Below are 19919 nucleotides of genomic sequence, written 5' to 3'. Positions count from 1 at the left end.
TCCTGAACAGTTATGATTTCATTTTATATCTTAACCGCAAAGGGAAGCGATGTCCGGTCGATCATGCGGATCTTTTCCTCCGCCGCCTCCACAGACATGGGTTCCAGTTCCTGTAAGCCGTAAGGGCGGTCCAGGTACTCATAAGTAGAGCTTCCCAGACGGTGATAAGGAAGAAACTCAAGCTCCCGGCAGGAAGGAAGCTTTCTGCAAAATTCCACCGTGCTTTGAATATTTTCTTCGGTATCACTCACTCCCGGAATCAGGGGTACGCGGACACACAGCGGCTTATCGGGAAATTCTTCAGAAGCCCGCCGGATATTATCCAGGATGGTTTCATTCCCCACCCCTGTCCACTTTTTATGTGTCAAACTGTCCATTACCTTGACATCCACATAGACGCTGTCCAGATGTTCCAGCACGATGCGCACATTGTCGTAAGGTCCGAACATGTCGAGTTCCGCTGTCGTATCGATACACTCTTCCCTGCAATTGCGCAAAATCTCCGCCGCAAACTCTGCCTGCAGGAGCACATCTCCCCCGCTCAGTGTCACACCGCCTCCTGAAAAGAAGTAGAACAGGGATTCTTTCCGAATCTCCTGCATGACTTCCTGCACTGTCATGCTTTTTCCATACACGCCCACAGCCTCCGTCAGGCAGACCCCCGCACAGCGGAAACATTGGATGCATCTGTTTTTATCTCTGACCACAGCACGCCGGTCCCGAGAGACGGATAATGCATGCTGCGGACAGTTCGTGATGCAGCGGCCGCAATGGACACACTTCGGCTGCTTATAGTACAGCTCGGGTTTCGCACTCTGTGACTCCGGTGTTGAGCACCACTGACAGTGCAGGGGACAGCCTTTTAAGAAGACGACTGTCCTCAGCCCGCTGCCGTCATTGGGCGATATTTTTTCGATTCTTAATACCGTTCCTTGGTCCATTTTCCGCCTCTTAAATATGTGTCTGTGTGGTTCTGGAAATGATATCACCCTGTGTCTCAGGTCCCAGCTCCGTGAAATAAGCGGTGTAGCCCGCCACACGGATGAGCAGGTCACTGTGCTCCTCCGGATGCTCCTGTGCATCCAGCAGTACCTTGGGATCCACCACGTTGAACTGGACATGGAAGATGCCCATCGCACAGAGGCTCTTCAGATATCCCATCAGTGACGGTATGGATTTTTCGCCGCGGGCAAACGCCGGATCCAGCTTCTGGTTCAGCAGGGTTCCCTGGTTAAAACGCACATGAGGGATATTGGAGCAGCTTTTCAGTACCGCACTCATGCCATTGGTATCGGTTCCCTGATTGGGACTGATACCGTCGCCCAACGGCACATACGCCCTTCTTCCGGAAGGCAGGGCTCCCACCTCCATACCGAACGGTGTATTGCCGGATACAGGAAGAATGCCGCCGTTGTAGTGGCCATAAGGATGCTGGAAACTCTCGATGTAGTCTGCGATATAGTTGAACATATCTCTTGCTATCTTATTTGCCACCTCATCGTCATTGCCATATTTCGTTGCACGCATACACATTGCCTGCACGTCTTCATATCCCTCAAAGTTCGCTTCCAGAGCTTTGCACAGGGTATCCATTTCGAGGCGTTTTGTATCATATACCAGTTCTTTCACCGCTAAAATGCTGTTGATCAGGTCAGCCACTCCAATAGCATCCAGACCGTCCCCGATGCTGTACTTGGCTCCGCCGGTCGCATAGTCATTGGCAGTCTCGATACATTCTTGAAAGGTCAGCGAAGCCACCGGGCACTCCATCTCACGGACAATCTGAGTGCATACAAGATTTCCTTCCACGACTGCCTTTAAAACAAAACGGATCTGCTCTTTCACTGCATCCAGGAACATCTCAAAGGTCTCAAAAACTCTGGGATCTCCGGTCCGTGCTGCAGCATAACAGTCGTATTTGCGGCTCTTTCCGTCATTCAAAGCAAATTCTACGATAGAGCCCAGATTGTAATCTGCGTAGGAGGTATAACACCGCTGTTTTCCCGCGAGACTGGTCTCCACGCATCCGCATGGATTCCAGTTATACGCTTCTTTTAAAGGAACCCCCTTGTTCATCATCATCATGGTTCCCACGGTATCGTTGTGGAATGCCGGGAATCCTGTTCCCATCTGCATCAATTCAACGACTTTTTTCAGGAAGCGGTCCGGATTCTGTGCCAGATTATATTTGACGGACAAGGACGGCTGATACATCTGCACCTCCATGGTTGCCTGTAAAACCAGATACGACAGTTCATTGACCGCATCCATTCCATTTTCATCCACACCGCCTACGCACAGATTCTGGAACATTGGATATCCTGCGGAATAGCGGGCAGTTGTCGCGTCCTGCAGCAGACACTGTTCAGAGAACTTCACCCAGAGACAGTCCAAAAGCTCCTGTGCCTCGTCTTCGGTAATCCGTCCGGCTTCCAGGTCCGCCTTGTAATATGGCCACATATACTGGTCAAAACAGCCGGGATTGTAACTCGGTGCGTTGTGCTCCATAAAAATGCAGATATGTAGAAAATACATGGACTGCAGTGCCTCCCGGAAGGTACGCGCCGGTTTCTCCGGTACTCTGTCGCAGACTTTTGCGATATCCAGAAGTTCCTGCTTTCTCTTTGCATTCGTCTCTGTCTCTGCCATCTCTCTGGCCTTTTCGGCATGGCGTTTTCCCAGCTGCCGCAGCCCGTCCGCAACCAGCGAAAGAGCCTTTAAGTACGTCATTTTTTCAAAATCGCCCTTCACGGAAAGATCAAGCGTATCACGCACATCCTGAATCCGCTTCTCGATGCCTTCCACGCCCTCCCGGATGATGAGAGAATAGTCGGCGGTCAGTTCGCCCCAGCCCCGCACACACTTGCGGTCAATGTAGAGCACGCCGCAGTTGCGCAGTATCCGCACCACATCCGGCATCTGCCTTTCCCATTTTTCATTGATGGAGCGGCCCTGCCAGTAAGGTTTTACAACATCCAGAAACAGCCTGCGGTCTTCCTCTTTCAGGTGGAAGGGATCATACTGGCGCTCATTTAAGGTGTCGATCTCCCGGTCGATAAACGACCAGCAGTCATCGGGACACACCAGTCCGCCGCGCTGCTTGCTTCCGGCATTTCCCACAATCAGTTCATCATCCCAGATGGGAATCGTCTTTTCCATACACTGTTTGCGGAAGGCATATGCTTTTTGTACCACGTGAGCTTCTCCCTCAGACTCCTGAAATCCCCTGGTCAGAATTACCGCATTTTCCATATCAATTTCCGGATAGGTGTTTAATACCCGTTCCTTTAAGCGATTAATTCGTCCCATATAACTCTTTGTACCCTGATTTTGCATAAATTCTTACATCCTTTCTTTTAAAGTTGTGGTAAATACAAAAAACGAAGATATGGATTCACACTCGTCAGAATATCCATACCTCCGTTTTTATCTCAGCGTTGATTACTCAACTGCAGTTACAACAAAAGAAACAAGTTTCGCCATGTCCTCCGGTTTACTGGTGCGAATCTCCATCTCCGGAATCTTTCCGCCTGAGAAAACATTTGCATAGACAACGAGCTGGGACAGCTTTGATTTCAGATTTAAGCAGTCTCCTTCCGACGTGACCAGTTCAACCGTGCCTTCACACGTTTGAAGCGTATTAAAAAACCCGTCAATATCCTTAATGTTATAGAATTTCATATAATAAATATCCTTTCATAAAACCGGCTTTCGGCTCCCATTAAATGCCAAGGTAAGCTTTCTGAATATGGTCACTGGCCAGAAGTTCGTCGCTCTTGCCGGAGAGCACGACGCGTCCGTCCTCCAGTACATAGGCACGGTCAGCAACCTGTAAAGTCGTATTTACATTTTGTTCCACCAGCAGAATGGAAACACCGTCTACTGTCAGCTGTTTTAATGTTTCAAGTACCTGGAACACAATGTTGGGAGCCAGCCCCAGTGAAGGCTCATCGATCAGCATCGCCTTGGGGCCCGACATCAGTCCCCTGGCGATCGCCAGCATCTTACGCTCACCGCCGCTCAAGGTCCCTGCGTTCTGTTTTAATCGTTCTTTCAGCCTCGGGAACATCTCCAGGACTTTTTCATAACTCTCTTGAATCTTTCCTTTATCTCTGATGGCATAGGCACCCATCTTCAGATTCTGCTGTACGGTCATTCCGGAAAACAATGCGCCGTCATCTGTGATGTAACTAAGCCCCGCTTTCATGATCTCCTGTACAGAAGACTTTGTAATGTCGTGTCCATCAAAAATAATTTTTCCCTTTGTAGGTGTGATAATGTTGGAAACCGCCCGAAGAGTCGTTGTCTTTCCGGCTCCGTTTGGTCCGACCAGGGCAACAAATTCCCCCTCTGCTACTTCCAGAGAAACATCCCACAGAATGCCCAGTTTTCCATAACCAGCATCTACATGTTCTAATTTAAGCAATTGTATCACCTCATTCCGTTAGGTTTCTATCATCAGTGAATCTCAGTCTTTCCTAAATAAGCACTGATTACTTTTTCATCTGACAGAACTTCATGCGGAACTCCCTCTGCAATTTTTGTACCAAATTCAAGCACGGCAACCCTGTCACAAATCCCTGTTATAAAGCGCATTAAATGCTCAATGCATATGATCGTGACACCGCTGTCCCGAATTTTACGAACGAGTTCAATAAAGCCCGGCAGCTCAGCGGGTGTCAAACCCGCCGCCACCTCGTCCAGCAGCAGGAGCTTACAGTCTGTCGCCAGGGACCGCGCCAGCTCCAGTCGTTTCAGCTGAATCGTGTTCAAATTCTCAACAAGCGTATCTTCCGGAAGGGGAAATTGAGCAAACTCCAGTAATTCACGCGCCTTCTCCCTTGCTCCCTTCGGCTTTTGTGCGCCAAACACACAGCCGACCATCACATTCTCCAGCGCCGTCATCTTCGGGAACCCACGCACGTTCTGGAAGGTACGGGAGATGCCAAGGTGACACAGCTTTTCCTGCGCAGACCCGGTGATCTCTTTTCCCTGAAACAAAACCTTACCGTTATCCGGAGCATAGAAGCCTGCAATGCAGTTTAGAAACGTTGTCTTTCCGGCACCGTTTGGTCCGATGATGCCGACAACTTCTCCTTCTTCCACCTGGAGTGAAACGTTGTTAACTGCAACCAATCCTCCAAATCGTTTTTCAACGTCAATTGTCTCTAGTAGCATAATAACCTCCTGCGTCTTACTGCATGATTATTTGGCATAGTCCGGTACGAACACATCTGCTTCCTTGTCAGAGCTCGGCCAGACTACAACTTCCTTGTCACCATTCAGCTGTATTACCTGGAAGTAGAAATGATCCTCGTCGACGATCGGGTCGATTCCATTTTCCTCACTGTATTCATAGGATTTGACAAGAACACTCTCGTCAAATGTGATACCGCCGGTCTGCAGCACTTCCTTACCAAACTTATACATCGTCTCAGAGTTTACCTTCTCGTATTTCTTCTCGCACTCCTCAATACATTTGATCAGGAATTTTGCTCCGTCGTAGTTGATACCGCCGGTGGTAGCTGCCGGAGTGTATCCGTATTTATCCTCAAATGCCTTTGCAAACTTCATCGCGTTGTCATTAACCAGCTTGGAACGGCATACCAGTGTACCGGTTCCGGCATCACCAGTCAGCTCATACCAGTTCGAAGCTTCTGTCATAGTGTCAGAAGTCTGAAGGCAAGGCAGATTGGATTCTTTCGCCTGCTTAATAAAAGCTGCCGCCGCCGCGGGGTTGGTCAGTTCCATAAATGCCAGGTCCGCACCCGACTCTTTCATCTTTGTGATGGAAGTGTAGAAGTCCGTCACGTTGATCGCTGTGTAATCTTCATATACCAGTTCGCCGTTAAATTCCGGCATCGATGCTTTTACGGTCTCACCGAATACCCGGCCAAAGTCGGTGTCATCTGCGAACACTGCATACTTCACTCTGGACGCATCCCACTGTCCGGCATCGATCATCTCCTGCAGCAGGGAAAAGTATCCGATTGCCAGGGACTCAGATTTCGGCCAGATCTTGCTCAGCAGATAACCGTCTTCTTTTCCTTCTACCTTCTCATTGATAACGGAGGAGGAAGAACTGGAGAAATACCAGGGAACTTTATACTTGGAAACAACATCCACCATGGCTACCGCTACGGAACTGTTCCAGCTGCTTAAGACCACTTCATCGCCCCTCTTTACAATACCCTCTTCCAGTGCCATAGCTCCCTTATCGGCGTCTGAGGTAGCATCTACGAAATCAAGCTCTATCGTATAACTGCCAACTTTGTTTCCAACTTCTTCGAAAGCCAGGGTAACGGTATCCTGAATCTCTTTCCCTGCTTTTGCAGACTCTCCCGTCAGGGGAATCGGAACTGCGATCTTCAATACATCATCATCTTTTCCTGCAGAAGCTCCGCCGCCTCCGCCACATCCGGTCATTACAGTCCCAAATGCACACATTGATGCCATAAACAATGCCAACGTTGCTTTTGTTCGATTTCTCATACCTTGTTTTCTCCTTTTCTTAGTGTAGGATTCCTTCATTATAAGATTCTTTTATTTTTTTGTATCTTTTTTTGCGATCCGTTTCCGGATAAATTCTTTTACCGGTTTCCCGAATCCCGCGATTCCATTTGGCATGAAGATCATGATCAGGATCAGTACCAGGCCGTAGATGATGTACTTCAGCTCGACCAGTGAATTCATCGATTCAAAGATCGGCATGGTGATAAACGCTGCGAGCAGTGGTCCCCAGATGCTGCCCCGGCCTCCAAAGTATGCGATTACCAGAATCTGAATGGTCCCCTTGGTCGCCATCAGCGTCGGAGTCAGAATGCCGATATAATGAGCGTAGAACCCGCCGACAATCCCTGCGATGAAGCAGGAAATACAGAAGTTGATCAGTCTGTACTTCAGGGGGCTCACACCGGTGGTACGGGCCGTCTGCATATCCTGTCCGAGGGCAGTAAAGGCAAGCCCGAGATTTGATTTTACAATGACTCTCAATACGATATACGTGATCACACAGATCGTAAATATCACATAGAAATACGGCGTGGCCCACGGCGTATCAAACAGAGGCTGAACCTGAAGTCCCAGCGCTCCGCGCGTCAGGCCTGTCATTGCATTTGCGGCATTCATCAGAATCAACCCGACAAACCATGCGAGCAGTGCCGCGAACATTCCGTCCATACGCAGTGTCAGCAGACCGATCAGCAGTCCTGCGAACGTGGCAATCAGCCCGGCACAGATCATTCCAATCCAGGGCGACACGCCAAGCCGCTCAAAAAGAAGTGCTGATGTATATCCGCCGAGTCCCATCAGGGCTGCGTAGCCCCAGTTGGCTACTCCGATATACCCTGCTGAAAGGTCAAACCCCATCGCCAGAGTTCCATACATTACACACATCAGCAGGAGCCGTATATTATATTCATTGCCGGCAAACATAGGAGACAATGCCAGAACAATGAATGCCAGCAGGCTGACAGGGCTTAATCCTACTTTGCCCAGTATCGCAGAAAATTTAGATAACTTATTCTCTTTCATGGCAAATTCCTCAATCCCCTCTCTTATACTTTCACTCTCTTACCAAACAAACCAGTCGGCTTAATCAGCAGAATCACTACGATAACAGAAAGTGATACAGCGTCTGCCCAGGCAGCACCCACATAATACGTTGCAAACACTTCAATAAATGATACGATGAATGCACCCACAATCGTCGCCTCCAGATTGCCAAGCCCTACCAGTATGACTACAAACCACGCGGAATACAGTGGTTTCAATCCCATCGTAGGATAAGCCGGCGTGATGGAGATCAGCGCGGCTCCCGCAATCGCCGCCAGCATGCTGCTGAGCGCGAATGTCAGTGTATGGATCGAATTGATCTGAACGCCCATCAGCATGGCGCCCTCTTCATTCTCCGAAACAGCCATGATCGCATTTCCCGTCCTTGTCTTTTTCAAAAACGCCCAGAAGATAACAACCACTGCGATTGCAATCACAAAAGAAATCACGCGGTCTGTCGGAATGTTGATTCCGGCTATGTTAAGGGAGCCCTGCCAGATCTTTTCAACTCCCCAGAATTCTGCGGTGAAGATCATCTGTGCAACATTCTGTATCACGAAACTGATGCCTGCTGTTACGAGAAACGTGTTCAGACTCCAATCGGATTTCGAACGCTTTCTCAGCGGGTTGAACGTCAGACGCTCAATAATAGCACCAAACACAAACCCCATCACTGCCGCAAGGGCGATGACGACAACACCTGGAAGTTTCAGCATGGAAAGCCCGATATACGAGCAATACGCACCGATCAGATAGAACTCTCCATGAGCAAAGTTCGGTATCTTCATGACGCCATAAACCAGCGACAATCCCATACTGATCAGGATATACATGCCTCCCTTCAGAAAGGCGCTGATAAATAATTCAATCATTTTTATCCTCCTACTCTTTCTCATAAGGTAACAAATTTACAGCTTCAGATTTCTCTCTTGTATTTTTTTTAAGTACAATATTTTTTTGTAAAACAGTAGGCATATTCCAATCAATCCATTTGAAATATGCCTACTGTTTCTAAACGGCCTTCCCAAATTGAAAGTACATATATTTAATCACGAGAGAGAACCTTTTGCTTCTTATCACTGCTTCGGAGTAAACTCTCCGTCATACAGATATTTCTGCAGCTGCTCATCTGTCATATGATCAATATCCAGATAATCCAGAGTATATTTGCTTCCTGCAATCAGATCGCGCTTGATCATCACATTAGCCAGATAGATCATGCAGTCAACCGTCGGCGTCGGAACATTGTACTTCCTGCCCAGCTGCTGAATCAGATAGCATCCTACCGGAACATCTTCTGTGATGTAACGGTTCTCCAGGTCAAAAGGACCGTCACCGTAGAAGTTCTCATATTTCTCCTCGAACGGTACTGCAAAGTCCGGACCCATATACTCTTTCCCATACATGGTAGTACGAGAAAAGAAGTCCTCATAATTAACAGTACAAATGTCTACTTTCATGGCTTTGGCCAGTGCCTTTTCTTCCTCCCAGAAGACTGCCTGTACTTCTGCGATCGCAGGACACAGGGCAAATCCATACAGAGAGTAGTTCTTTTTGTCCTGTCCCAATACCGTATCAAAGTTCTGCATGACCGCAGCACCAAGAACAGTTCCCGGGACATGAATAACAGGATTAACGTTGGACAGGTTAATGTCCACAACAGTCGTACCTTTTACGAATCCATCACCGGTGCGGATCGCATCCAGTGCCGGTATGTACTGTGCAGACTCGATAAAAGCATCGGTATCTGCCTGAGGCAGGGCTGCACCGCGGATAGTCGTGATACGGTCTTCGATCTTACATTCATTCGTTACAACGCCGCCGCGTTTTACGATACGAACACCGTAAGGAGCCGTATACCAGGCACCGACGATCACCTTCCTGGTACAATTCAGTTCACGCATGATCTTTCTGCATATGAATGTACCGCAGTTATCCGGAAGAATATGGATCACCTGGCCATCTTCCAGGAGCGGGACTAACTGACGGAAAACTGATTCATGTGCCATTGCAACCGTAGCTACGATGATGATTCCGGCACCCCTAACCGCTTCCGCCATGTCGGTAGTCACCATGTCCACATGCCCTACGCCACGTCTCTCAAATCCATAATAGCTGAACTGGTTCCCTGTAAGTTTAATCCCCGTTCTCGTCAGGTTTTTCAGATTATGCTTAAAATTTTCCTGTTCCCAAAGTCTCACTGTTGATCCAGCCAGTGCACAGTCACCTGCCATTGTTTTTCCAACCGCACCACAGCCTAAAATCGCAATCGGCATGTCCTTTAAATAGCTCATATCTGCTGACACTTTCATTTCCTCCTTTTAGTCCCATTTTCATTGGGTCTTATTCATTGATTGTCATTCAATGTGTTGATTTAATTGTAACAGTAATCGCCCTTTGTGTAAATATAGTAAATACCATAATATTTTTGTAGATTTTTTGTGCAACTTGCCCGCTTTTTTTTGACAGTAAGTCAGGCGACATTATTGCTGTGTCAGCCTCATATAGGACTGATAACGCTCTTTCGCATCTGCTTCCGCCTTGGCATACAGGTCTTCTGCCTTCTCCGGGAAAGCGATCTTTAAGGATGCATACCGGTTCTCTCCCATCAGGAAATCACGGAAGTTGCCCTTCGGCTCTTTGGAATCCATCTGGAAAGGATTCCTGCCTTCTTTCTTCAGATCCGGGTTGTAGCGGTACAGATGCCAGTATCCTGCCTCCACGGCATTCTTCTCTTCTGTTATACTCATGCCCATGGCCGCCTTCATATGGTGCTCAATACACGGACAATAGCAGATCACAAGGGACGGTCCGTCGTATGCTTCCGCTTCACGGATCGCTTTCAGGGTCTGTGCCGGATCGGATCCCAGAGCCACCTGTGCCACATAAACGTAACCATAGCTCATGGCCATCATGCCCAGGTCTTTCTTCTTGGTCTCTTTTCCGCCCGCCGCGAATTTGGCAATGGCGCTGGCAGCCGTAGACTTCGATGCCTGTCCGCCTGTGTTGGAATATACCTCTGTATCCAGTACCAGCAGGTTGATATCACGGCCGCTGGCAAGTACATGGTCCAGACCTCCATAACCAATATCATAAGCCCAGCCGTCGCCGCCAAAGGCCCATACACTCTTCTTGGTGAGGAATTCCCTGTTATCACGGATGAAGACCGCTTCCTCGTTCTCCACACCTTCGATCGCTGCCAGAAGGGCGTCACTGACCTGGCGTGTCACCTCAGGATCTTTTCCTTTCTCCAGATAAGCCATACATGCCTCCTGGGCAATACCGTTTTCTTTCAGCCTCTCTACTTTGTCTGCCAGCTGTTTCTTGATGGTATCCTGTCCCAGCAGATATCCATATGCGTACTCTGCATTGTCTTCAAAGAGTGACATCGCCCAGCTGGGTCCGTATCCTCTCTTGTCTGTACAGTACGGTGATGCCGGGGTGGATCCGCCATACGCTGAAGAACATCCGGACGCATTTGTAATATACATTCTTTCACCGAACAGCTGCGTTACCAGCTTAATATACGGTGTCTCACCACATCCTGCACAGGCACCTGAAAATTCAAAGTATGGTTTTGCAAACTGTACATTTTTAATACTCTTATTGTTAATGGCATCTCTCTTTATCTCGACTTCATCCACACCATAATTCCAGTTGGCCGCCTCTTTTATCTGACTCTCCATGGGTTTCATCGACAGCGCTTTTTCCTTTGCCGGACATACATTTACACAGCTTCCGCATCCGGTACAGTCATAAGGGGATACCTGCATACGGTATTCATATTTCTCAAGACCTTTTCCTTTCGTCTGTACGGTTTCAAATCCAGCAGGAGCCGCTTCCTTTTCTTCCGCAGTAACCAGAACCGGACGGATGGCTGCGTGAGGGCAGACCAATGCACACTGGTTGCACTGAATACACTTTGTGGCATCCCATTCGGGAACGTCCACTGCCGCACCGCGTTTTTCATACTTCGTCGTACCTGACGGCCAGGTTCCATCCTCAAGTCCGTACTTGGTCATCTGGCTGACCTTCAACACGTCACCCTGCTGGCGGTTCATCACGTCAACAACTTCCGTGATGAATTCCGGCACATCGCGCTTTGCCGACACATCCTCTGCCATCGCCCAGCTTTCCGGAATCTGAATCTCATTGAGCTCATTGATTCCATAGTCAATGGCATTGTTGTTCATATCAACAATCTCCTGGCCTTTTTTCTTAAAGTAGGACTTGTAGTTGGCATTTTTCATCTCCTGAATCGCCTGCTCCAGAGGAATAACCTCTGCCAGTTTGAAGAAGGACGCCTGCAGAATGGTATTGGTACGGTTCCTAAGACCGATCTCCCTGGCGATTCGGATGGCATCTATGGTATACAGTCTGGCATGCTTCGCCGCAAGTGCACGTTTCATAGATGCAGGCAGGTGTCTCTCCAGTTCTTCCTGATCCCAGCTGCAGTTTAAAAGGAAGATACCACCGTCTTTCAGATTTGCAGCCATATCGTATTTGTTCACATAGGACGGATTGGAACACTGTACAAAATCCGCTGCCTGAATCAGATAAGGAGCACGGATGGGATTTTTGCCAAATCTCAGATGCGACTGGGTCAATCCTCCGGATTTCTTGGAGTCATATACAAAATATGCCTGACAGTACAGGTCCGTGGCATTTCCTATGATCTTAATGGAGTTCTTATTCGCTCCCACAGTACCGTCAGAACCTAAGCCCCAGAACTCCGCATTGGTCACACCTTCCGGTGTCGTATTGATCTCTTCGCTCACGGGCAGTGAGGTAAAGGTAACATCATCCTCGATGCCGATGGTAAAGTTATCCTTTGGATATTCTGCTTTCAGGTTCTCAAATACGCTTACCAGCTGTGCCGGTGTGGTATCCTTGGAGCTCAGACCATAACGGCCGCCTACGATTTCCACGTCATCAGTCTTTCCTTTACAGGCAGCACAGATATCCTGATATAATGGTTCTCCCATGGCACCCGGTTCTTTGGTGCGGTCCAGCACTGCGATCTTCTTCGCCGTCTCCGGAACTGCTTTCAGGAAATATTCTGCCGGGAAGGGGCGGTACAGATGCACGTTCAGCATTCCAACTTTTTCACCCTTTGCCACCAGATAGTCGATGGTTTCTTTCGCCGTCTCCGCCGCAGAGCCCATGAGAACGATCACCCGCTCTGCATCCGGTGCTCCGTAATAATTCACCAGATGATAGTCCCGGCCGGTCAGCTTATTGATCTCTTCCATGTAAAGTTCTACGGAATCGAGGATTTTGTCGTATTTTACATTCAAAGCTTCGCGGCACTGGAAAAAGATATCAGGGTTCACCGTGGTCCCTCTTGTTGCCGGATGTTCCGGATTCAGTGAATTCGCACGAAATGCGCGTACTGCATCCATATCCAGCAGCGGTCTGAGATCTTCATAGTCGAGTGCATCGATCTTCTGTATCTCGTGTGATGTACGGAATCCATCAAAGAAGTGCAGAATTGGCATTCTGCCGTGTATCGCTGCCAGATGTGCCACCGCACCCAGATCCATAACTTCCTGCGGTGAAGAGGATGCAAGCATGCCAAAGCCAGTACTTCTGACCCCCATGACGTCAGAGTGATCCCCGAATATGGAAAGCGCATGCGCGGAAAGGGTTCTGGCTGACACATGGAAGACTCCCGGAAGCATCTCACCTGCAATCTTATACATATTCGGAATCATCAGAAGCAATCCCTGTGAAGCTGTATATGTGGTGGTCAGCGCACCGGCCTGCAGTGCCCCGTGAACAGTACCCGCGGCTCCGCCTTCCGACTGCATCTCCACTACTTCCACAGGCTGACCAAATAAATTCTTTTTGCCGTTTGCCGCCCACTCATCTACATGTTCTGCCATGGGAGATGAAGGGGTGATCGGGAAAATCCCGGCAACCTCCGTAAACGCATATGAGATATATGCAGCTGCTTCGTTTCCATCCATGATTGCCTTTTTACTGGACATTTTTAATTACCTCCTTAATTCTTTTGTCGTTTTACATTACATGCTCCGCACAATAATTGCATGCTATTTATATAATTGCATGCAATTATTATAGTTACATTCAATATAGAATTTTCCATGCAAAAAGTCAATGAACAATACAGAAGAATTTTCCTCGTTTTTTTTGTGTAAATTGTTCTAAAAAATCATTTGCAATATGCAATTTCTTAGGGTATAATAACTATAATTGGAGAAAAATAGCAGGTTTTTCCATATTTAAAGAACATAAAAAGGAGCATGATCCATGCGTTCTCAAAGTAGCATTGCTTATGAAACACTCAAAGAACAAATCTTTCATATGGAGTTACTGCCGGGCGAAAAAATATCCGAACTGCAGATCTCTTCACAGCTGAACATCAGCCGTACACCTGTACACGACGCGATCAGACGTCTGGCATCGGAAGAGCTGGTTACCATCAAATCCAATCGCAGCGCCATCGTCGCGGAGTTTACGGATAAGGAGATTCGGGACATCGGTTCCATACGCCTTGTACAGGACATCCTTTCTGCTGAACTGGCATCCTATTATGGCAGCGCAGCAAATTTTGAAGAACTGAAGAATTTGGCTGCAGCATGTGAAGAAGCTGCTGAACAGGGAAATATCTACGAACGGATCCGCGCAGACGGGGATTTTCATCTGAAGATTGCCGAAATTTCCGGAAATACCAGTCTATATCAACATCAGAAGGCTATTTATCAACAGATTCATCTGATTCAAATCTCCAAATATACCAGTATCGAAGACAGTTTGCAGCAGATTCATCATCATCTGCCTATCATCGAAGCCATCTGCAACAGTGAACTATCCAAACTGCGAAAGCTGGTTTGTATGCACATTCAAGACTTTTATCAGATCGACCCATACCTTTTAAAGTGCTACGGAACAGATGAATAATCAGAAATTCTTAGGATCGAGGGTCATATATGCAAAATAAAAATCCAATCAGATTAACCAGACGCCAGCAGCAGGCACTGGCAACCAAAGACAGGATTTTCCAGGCTGCCATGGAGGTTATCAATGAAAAGGGCTTCAGCAATACTACCATCGAGGATATTACCTCCCGGGCCGGCGTGGCCAGCGGCAGTTTTTATACGTATTTCAAGTCAAAGGAGACCATCGTACTGGATACCATCCAGCGTTCAGATGCGATCTATGAATGGGCTTATCAGCAGACAGTGCAGGAAACATTCCTGCCTACAATCATACATTTCATCCGCCTCTCCTATGCGGAGTATGAAAAGCGCGGCAAGGGTATCATCAAAGCGATTATCTCCAACTATTTTTCTTTCCCGGAGTATGATTTTTACCGGCAGAACCGCTCGCTGTTCCGATGCCTGCTGCGCATAGTAGAAAAGGGCATTGCCAGAGGAGAAGTCAGCAATAGCCGGACTGCCATCGAATGTGTATCCCAGCTGCTCTCCGCCATGGCGGGCGTGGAAGTCATCTGGTGTTTTGACACAGGCGGACAGAGTCTGGCCGACATGATGGTCGAGACGATCCGCACCATGGCTCTCGGTATGATGGTAAAATAATGCCGGAATCCGAATATATCTTCGAGCCAATTGACTGTTGCATGAAGAAAAGAAATCATGTATACTCTTTGAGAACTTATCTGTATAGTTCATCAAAAAATGGAGATAGAAATTGAGAAGGATGAAATGAGCAATATGACCAAGAGAAAACAGATGGCTTTGAAAACCCGGGAAAAGATCTATGAATCCGCACTAAAGGTCATCAATGAAAAAGGGTACAACAACGTCAATATCGAAGATATTACCACCGAGGCAAACGTAGCAAAGGGAAGTTTTTATACATATTTTGATTCGAAAGCAGATATTATTTTTTATAATATCCAAATGGCAGATGAACAGTATGAACGAATATATCAACAGGTGGAAGATGAATGTTTTTCGGATATGCTGATGGATTTTATCCGTATAGCCTACACGAAACACGAGGACCACGGAAAGGGAATCATAAAGGCAATGATCTCCAATTTTTTTTCTTTCCCTGAATATAATTTTATCAGCAGAGACCGGACTCTGCTTCGGGTACTGAAAAAAATAGTCGAGAAAGGCAAGCTGGAAAATCAGCTGCGCGATGACATACCCAGTGATCACTATGTAGAGGAATTAATCGTCGCCCTGCTTGGGGCTGAGACATTGTGGTGTTTTGATGAAACCGGCAGGAGCCTGGTAGATATCGTAGACAATGCAGTGCGTCTGACCATGAAAGGGATATCAAAAGTCTGAACAAACAGGGCAGGGCCCGGCAGATAATACAAATCTGCCGGGTCCTGTATTATATTCGGTTCGTTTTTCACTCCCCAAGCCTTATCAGCATCTGTCCTGCTTTTACCTGTTCCCCTTCCGATACATAGATTCGCTCTGCCTGCCCGGAAGCTGAAGCCAGGATATTGCTTTCCATCTTCATGGCCTCAATCAGCGCCACGGGCTGGCCTTCGGTCACACTTTCTCCTTCTTTCACAAACACTTTTACGATGTTCCCCGGGATGTGTGCTCCGACCTCTCTGGGATTTTCCGGGTCTGCATACAGCAGCGCATTATGGGCATTTTCCGCCACATCCAGATCCTTGATCCGGATACTGCGGCGATTTCCATTCACTTCGAACACAGCATCCCGGTAACCTTCGGCATCCGCAGGTCTTACCTCGCAAAGCTTTACCATGAGGAAACTTCCCTCACTCAGTTTTACTTCACAGGTCTCCCCTTCCTCCAGTCCATGAAAAAAGATATCTGAACCCATATACCGGAAATTGCCTTCCTGGCGCTGGCCCTTTACATAATCCTCAAATACTTTCGGATAGAGCGCATAGCTGATCACTTCCCTGTCCGTGCCATAAAGTCCCAGTTCCGACTTCAGATACCCGCGGATACCATCCAGATCCTCGGGCGGCAGCAGCTCTCCCGGCCGAACCGTAATCGGCGTTTTTCCTTTCAGTACTACCTTCTGGAGCTCTTTCGGAAAGCCTCCCTCAGGCTGTCCCATCATGCCTTCAAAATATGATGTCGTGGAATCAGGGAAATCCATACCTGCCCCTTTTTCACATATATTTTCCGGTGTAAGATCGTTCTGCACCATAAAGATTGCCAGATCTCCAACCGCTTTGGAAGTAGGTGTTACCTTTACGATATCTCCCAGCATCTCATTGACCTGCTGATACATTTCCTTTACTTCTTCAAAACGGTGACCCAGCCCAAAACTCTCCACCTGAGGTTTCAGATTGGAATATTGCCCGCCGGGAATCTCGTACTTATAGATTTCCGCGGTAGAAGTAACCAGTTCTGATTCAAATCCGGCATACACTGGTCTTACATCCTGCCAGTAATCCGAAATTTTCTGCAGTCCGTCAATGTTAAGGCCTGTACTTCTCTGACTGTTTTCCAGGGCTGCTGCCACCGAGTTCAGGGCTGGCTGGGATGTCAGACCGCTCATGGAATTGACAGCAGCGTCTGCGATATCCACACCCGCCTCGGCAGCCATCAGAACTGTGGCCACTCCGTTTCCGGAAGTATCATGCGTATGTAAATGAACAGGGATACCAATCTCCTGTTTCAGTGTGCCAATAAGTTTGGCCGCTGCCATGGGTTTTAACAGGCCTGACATGTCCTTGATCCCCAGGATATGAGTACCGCGTCTCTCCAGTTCTTTTGCCATCCTTACATAATAAGACAGGTTGTACTTCGTTCTGGATTCATCCAGAATATCTCCTGTATAGCAAATACATGCCTCAGCAAGTTTTCCCTGATTCAGTGTTTCATCCAGCGCCACCTCCATCCCGGGAATCCAGTTGAGCGAATCAAAGATACGAAACAGGTCAATGCCTGATGCGGCGGACTGCCGCACAAAGTTTCGGATAACATTGTCCGGATAGTTTTTATATCCCACACCGTTAGCGCCCCGGATCAGCATCTGGAAAAGCAAATTTGGTATCTTCCCACGCAATGTGTCCAGCCTCTCCCATGGGGATTCTCCGAGAAAACGGTAAGACGTATCGAAGGTGGCACCGCCCCACATCTCCAGTGAGAAGAGGTCTTTCCCATAGACGGAAACCGCCGGCGCTATTTTCTCCATATCCACGGTCCGCACCCGGGTAGCCATCAGTGACTGCTGCGCATCGCGCATGGTGGTATCTGTGATCAGAAGCTGCTTCTGGTCCAGGATCCAGTCCCGGAACTTTCCGGCCCCCATCTGTTCAAAAAGCTGTCTGGTACCCTGAAGCCCCGCCAGTTCTTTTTCCTGGAATCTTGGAAATACCGGCACATTAAAATATGGCTTCTTTCCCTTGCTTTCATTGACGTACTTATTTCCCAGAAATGCAAGTACTTTCTGCTCCCGGTCCTGGGTCTTCTGAATATCCAGCAGATCCGGATTCTTGGCGATAAAACCTGTGTCACAGGTTCCCGCAGCAAATGTCGGATGATTCAGTACATTCAGCAGAAACGGAATATTTGTCTCCACACCTTTAATCTGTGTTTCCTGAAGTGCACGCATGGCTTTTCGCCGGACATCCTCAAACTTTCTGCCATAGGCAATGACTTTAAGCAGCAGGCTGTCATAGAAAGGAGTGATCTGGGCCCCCTGAAAGCTGTTTCCTCCATCAATGCGGATTCCGATTCCTCCAGGACTCCGGTAAGTCTCGATCACTCCTGTATCGGGCATAAAATCATTGGCCGGATTCTCCGTGGTAATCCGGCACTGAATCGAATAGCCCAGGCAGCTGACACTTTCCTGTCCTGATATTCCTATCTTATCAGAGTCCAGTGTATAGCCCTGAGCGACAAACAGCTGTGCCTGAACAATGTCGATGCCTGTTACCATTTCCGAAACCGTATGTTCTACCTGGATTCTGGGATTCATTTCAATGAAGTAATGATTTCCTTTCTGATCCAACAGAAATTCTACCGTTCCGGCACTCTGGTATGATACTGCTCTTGCGATCTTCAGCGTGTCATCACATATTGCTTCCCGCTGGGCTTCTGTCAGACAGAGGGCAGGAGTAAACTCAATCACTTTTTGATGCCGTCTCTGGATCGAACAGTCTCTCTCGTACAGATGTACAATATTCCCGGCTTTATCCCCCAGAATCTGTACCTCAATGTGTTTGGGGTTTTCCAGATATTTTTCTATAAAAATATCATCAATGCCGAATGCTTTTTCCGCCTCGCTGCGGGCACTGCGAAACTGCGGCAGAAGTTCATCCTCTGAATTTACGATTCTCATGCCCCTTCCGCCCCCTCCGGCAGCCGCTTTGAGCATCACCGGAAATCCGCAGGTTCTGGCGGCCGCGAGCGCCTCTTCCTCCGTCTCAATTACCTTTTCAACGCCGGGAATCGTCGGTACACCCACAGAGTGAGCCACCAGCTTGGATTTCACCTTGTCGCCCATCTGCTCCATCATCTCCGCTGTCGGACCGATAAACTCAATTCCCGCATCAGCACAGGCTCTGGCAAAATCAGCATTTTCCGCCAGAAAACCGTACCCCGGGTGGATCGCATCCACACCTTTCGCTCTGGCCAGGGCAATGATTTCATCAATCCCCAGATAAGCTCCTACCGGAGTCTTTCCCTTGCCAACCCGATAGGCTTCATCCGCTTTACTGCGAAACAGCGTATTCTTATCCTCCTCCGAATAGACAGCCACAGTCCGGATTCCAAGTTCATGGCAGGCCCTGAAAATGCGGATAGCAATCTCCCCCCGGTTGGCAACCAGTACACGCTTAAACTTTTTAATTTCTTTCATTTTTACCTCCCAACTTGATTTTATTGCATTGATCACAATCTTTAACATCTCACACTATATTGTAGATCAATCTGCTCCCTATATTTATCATATAGCCTTCTCCTTTTATCCGGAAATCAGATTTACAGGATTGATGTATCACAGACAAAGCAGAGGACCCGCTTTTGATACGGTGCCGCAACGACACTTACGGTATATCTAGAATTACCGTAGATTGTTTTACACGGAATTGCTCACAAGTTGTAAGTTGAACAGCTACCTCGCTGAAATCGATGAACAAGCAAGCGAGATGCTTTCTCGGCTGGTAAGGCAGATTGCGGAACGAGAGAGTGTTACCGAAACACTTAAGGTGGAAAACCAAATGATATGGGTAGGTCAAATGAACAATATTCGCAGCAGCGTAACAGAAATAGTAAACACAGAGCTAATTAATAATTCTTTTTGTCTTACCTTTACAATATCGAAAGAAGTCGATTGCTGTTAAAGCGATTGACTTCTTTTTTTATGTTTTTCTCTGATTGCAGTGGCTTCTGACCGCAGATGATCCGGATGAATCAGCAATCTGATGTCCG

Annotated in this window: 15 protein-coding genes; 4 read left to right on the top strand and 11 right to left on the bottom strand. The window is 47.9% G+C overall.

Features of this window, described 5'->3' with window-relative positions:
* Positions 1-23: 23 nt before the first annotated feature.
* The 10 genes from MCG98_RS06710 to nifJ form a co-directional block, all read right to left on the bottom strand.
* Entirely contained in the window at positions 24-941 is a 918-nt protein-coding gene (locus tag MCG98_RS06710; protein WP_240301152.1) for a glycyl-radical enzyme activating protein, read from the bottom strand.
* A gap of 10 nt (positions 942-951) precedes the next feature.
* Complete coding sequence (locus tag MCG98_RS06705) at positions 952-3336, bottom strand: pyruvate formate lyase family protein (protein ID WP_240301145.1); 2385 nt, start codon at positions 3334-3336, stop codon at positions 952-954.
* A 105-nt stretch (positions 3337-3441) separates the two neighbouring features.
* Positions 3442-3681 carry a polya polymerase gene (locus tag MCG98_RS06700; protein WP_240301143.1) on the bottom strand — a complete coding sequence of 80 codons (240 nt, stop codon included), beginning with the start codon at positions 3679-3681 and terminating at the stop codon, positions 3442-3444.
* 40 nt (positions 3682-3721) lie between these two features.
* Entirely contained in the window at positions 3722-4435 is a 714-nt protein-coding gene (locus MCG98_RS06695) for an ABC transporter ATP-binding protein (RefSeq protein ID WP_240301141.1), read from the bottom strand.
* Between the two features lie 23 nt (positions 4436-4458).
* On the bottom strand, positions 4459-5178 hold the full coding sequence (locus MCG98_RS06690) for an ABC transporter ATP-binding protein (RefSeq protein ID WP_240301139.1): 720 nt from the start codon (positions 5176-5178) through the stop codon (positions 4459-4461).
* A gap of 27 nt (positions 5179-5205) precedes the next feature.
* Positions 5206-6492 (bottom strand): ABC transporter substrate-binding protein, encoded by a 1287-nt coding sequence (locus MCG98_RS06685; protein ID WP_240301138.1) that lies wholly within the window; start codon positions 6490-6492, stop codon positions 5206-5208.
* A 51-nt stretch (positions 6493-6543) separates the two neighbouring features.
* Entirely contained in the window at positions 6544-7533 is a 990-nt protein-coding gene (locus MCG98_RS06680; protein ID WP_240301131.1) for a branched-chain amino acid ABC transporter permease, read from the bottom strand.
* Between the two features lie 23 nt (positions 7534-7556).
* Positions 7557-8426 carry a branched-chain amino acid ABC transporter permease gene (locus tag MCG98_RS06675; RefSeq protein WP_240301130.1) on the bottom strand — a complete coding sequence of 290 codons (870 nt, stop codon included), beginning with the start codon at positions 8424-8426 and terminating at the stop codon, positions 7557-7559.
* Between the two features lie 204 nt (positions 8427-8630).
* The gene (locus MCG98_RS06670; RefSeq protein ID WP_240301128.1) at positions 8631-9860 is read right to left on the bottom strand and encodes an NAD/NADP-dependent octopine/nopaline dehydrogenase family protein; all 1230 of its coding nucleotides are present in this window, start codon (positions 9858-9860) and stop codon (positions 8631-8633) included.
* A 177-nt stretch (positions 9861-10037) separates the two neighbouring features.
* Positions 10038-13544 (bottom strand): pyruvate:ferredoxin (flavodoxin) oxidoreductase, encoded by a 3507-nt coding sequence (gene nifJ, locus MCG98_RS06665; RefSeq protein ID WP_240286259.1) that lies wholly within the window; start codon positions 13542-13544, stop codon positions 10038-10040.
* 283 nt (positions 13545-13827) lie between these two features.
* On the opposite strand from nifJ, the gene MCG98_RS06660 reads away from it, so the two are divergent.
* The 3 genes from MCG98_RS06660 (at position 13828) to MCG98_RS06650 (ending at position 15836) form a co-directional block, all read left to right on the top strand.
* Positions 13828-14478 carry a GntR family transcriptional regulator gene (locus MCG98_RS06660; protein WP_240286257.1) on the top strand — a complete coding sequence of 217 codons (651 nt, stop codon included), beginning with the start codon at positions 13828-13830 and terminating at the stop codon, positions 14476-14478.
* A 29-nt stretch (positions 14479-14507) separates the two neighbouring features.
* Positions 14508-15116: a TetR/AcrR family transcriptional regulator gene (locus MCG98_RS06655; RefSeq protein WP_240301127.1), complete on the top strand. Its 609-nt coding sequence runs from the start codon at positions 14508-14510 to the stop codon at positions 15114-15116.
* A 135-nt stretch (positions 15117-15251) separates the two neighbouring features.
* Positions 15252-15836, top strand: a complete 585-nt coding sequence (locus MCG98_RS06650) for a TetR/AcrR family transcriptional regulator (protein ID WP_240286253.1) — start codon at positions 15252-15254, stop codon at positions 15834-15836.
* Between the two features lie 67 nt (positions 15837-15903).
* On the opposite strand, the gene MCG98_RS06645 is transcribed toward MCG98_RS06650, so the two are convergent.
* Positions 15904-19347 (bottom strand): pyruvate carboxylase, encoded by a 3444-nt coding sequence (locus tag MCG98_RS06645; protein ID WP_275891309.1) that lies wholly within the window; start codon positions 19345-19347, stop codon positions 15904-15906.
* A gap of 214 nt (positions 19348-19561) precedes the next feature.
* Between MCG98_RS06645 and MCG98_RS06640 the strand changes: the two genes are divergently transcribed.
* Positions 19562-19831 (top strand): TnpV protein, encoded by a 270-nt coding sequence (locus MCG98_RS06640; RefSeq protein ID WP_275891308.1) that lies wholly within the window; start codon positions 19562-19564, stop codon positions 19829-19831.
* The last annotated feature ends 88 nt before the right edge of the window (positions 19832-19919 follow it).

The organism is Ruminococcus sp. OA3, from assembly GCF_022440845.1.
Taxonomy (GTDB): Bacteria; Bacillota; Clostridia; order Lachnospirales; family Lachnospiraceae; genus Ruminococcus_G.
The sequence above is the reverse complement of the archived record's forward strand: the minus strand, read 5'-3'. Positions and strand labels throughout refer to the sequence as shown.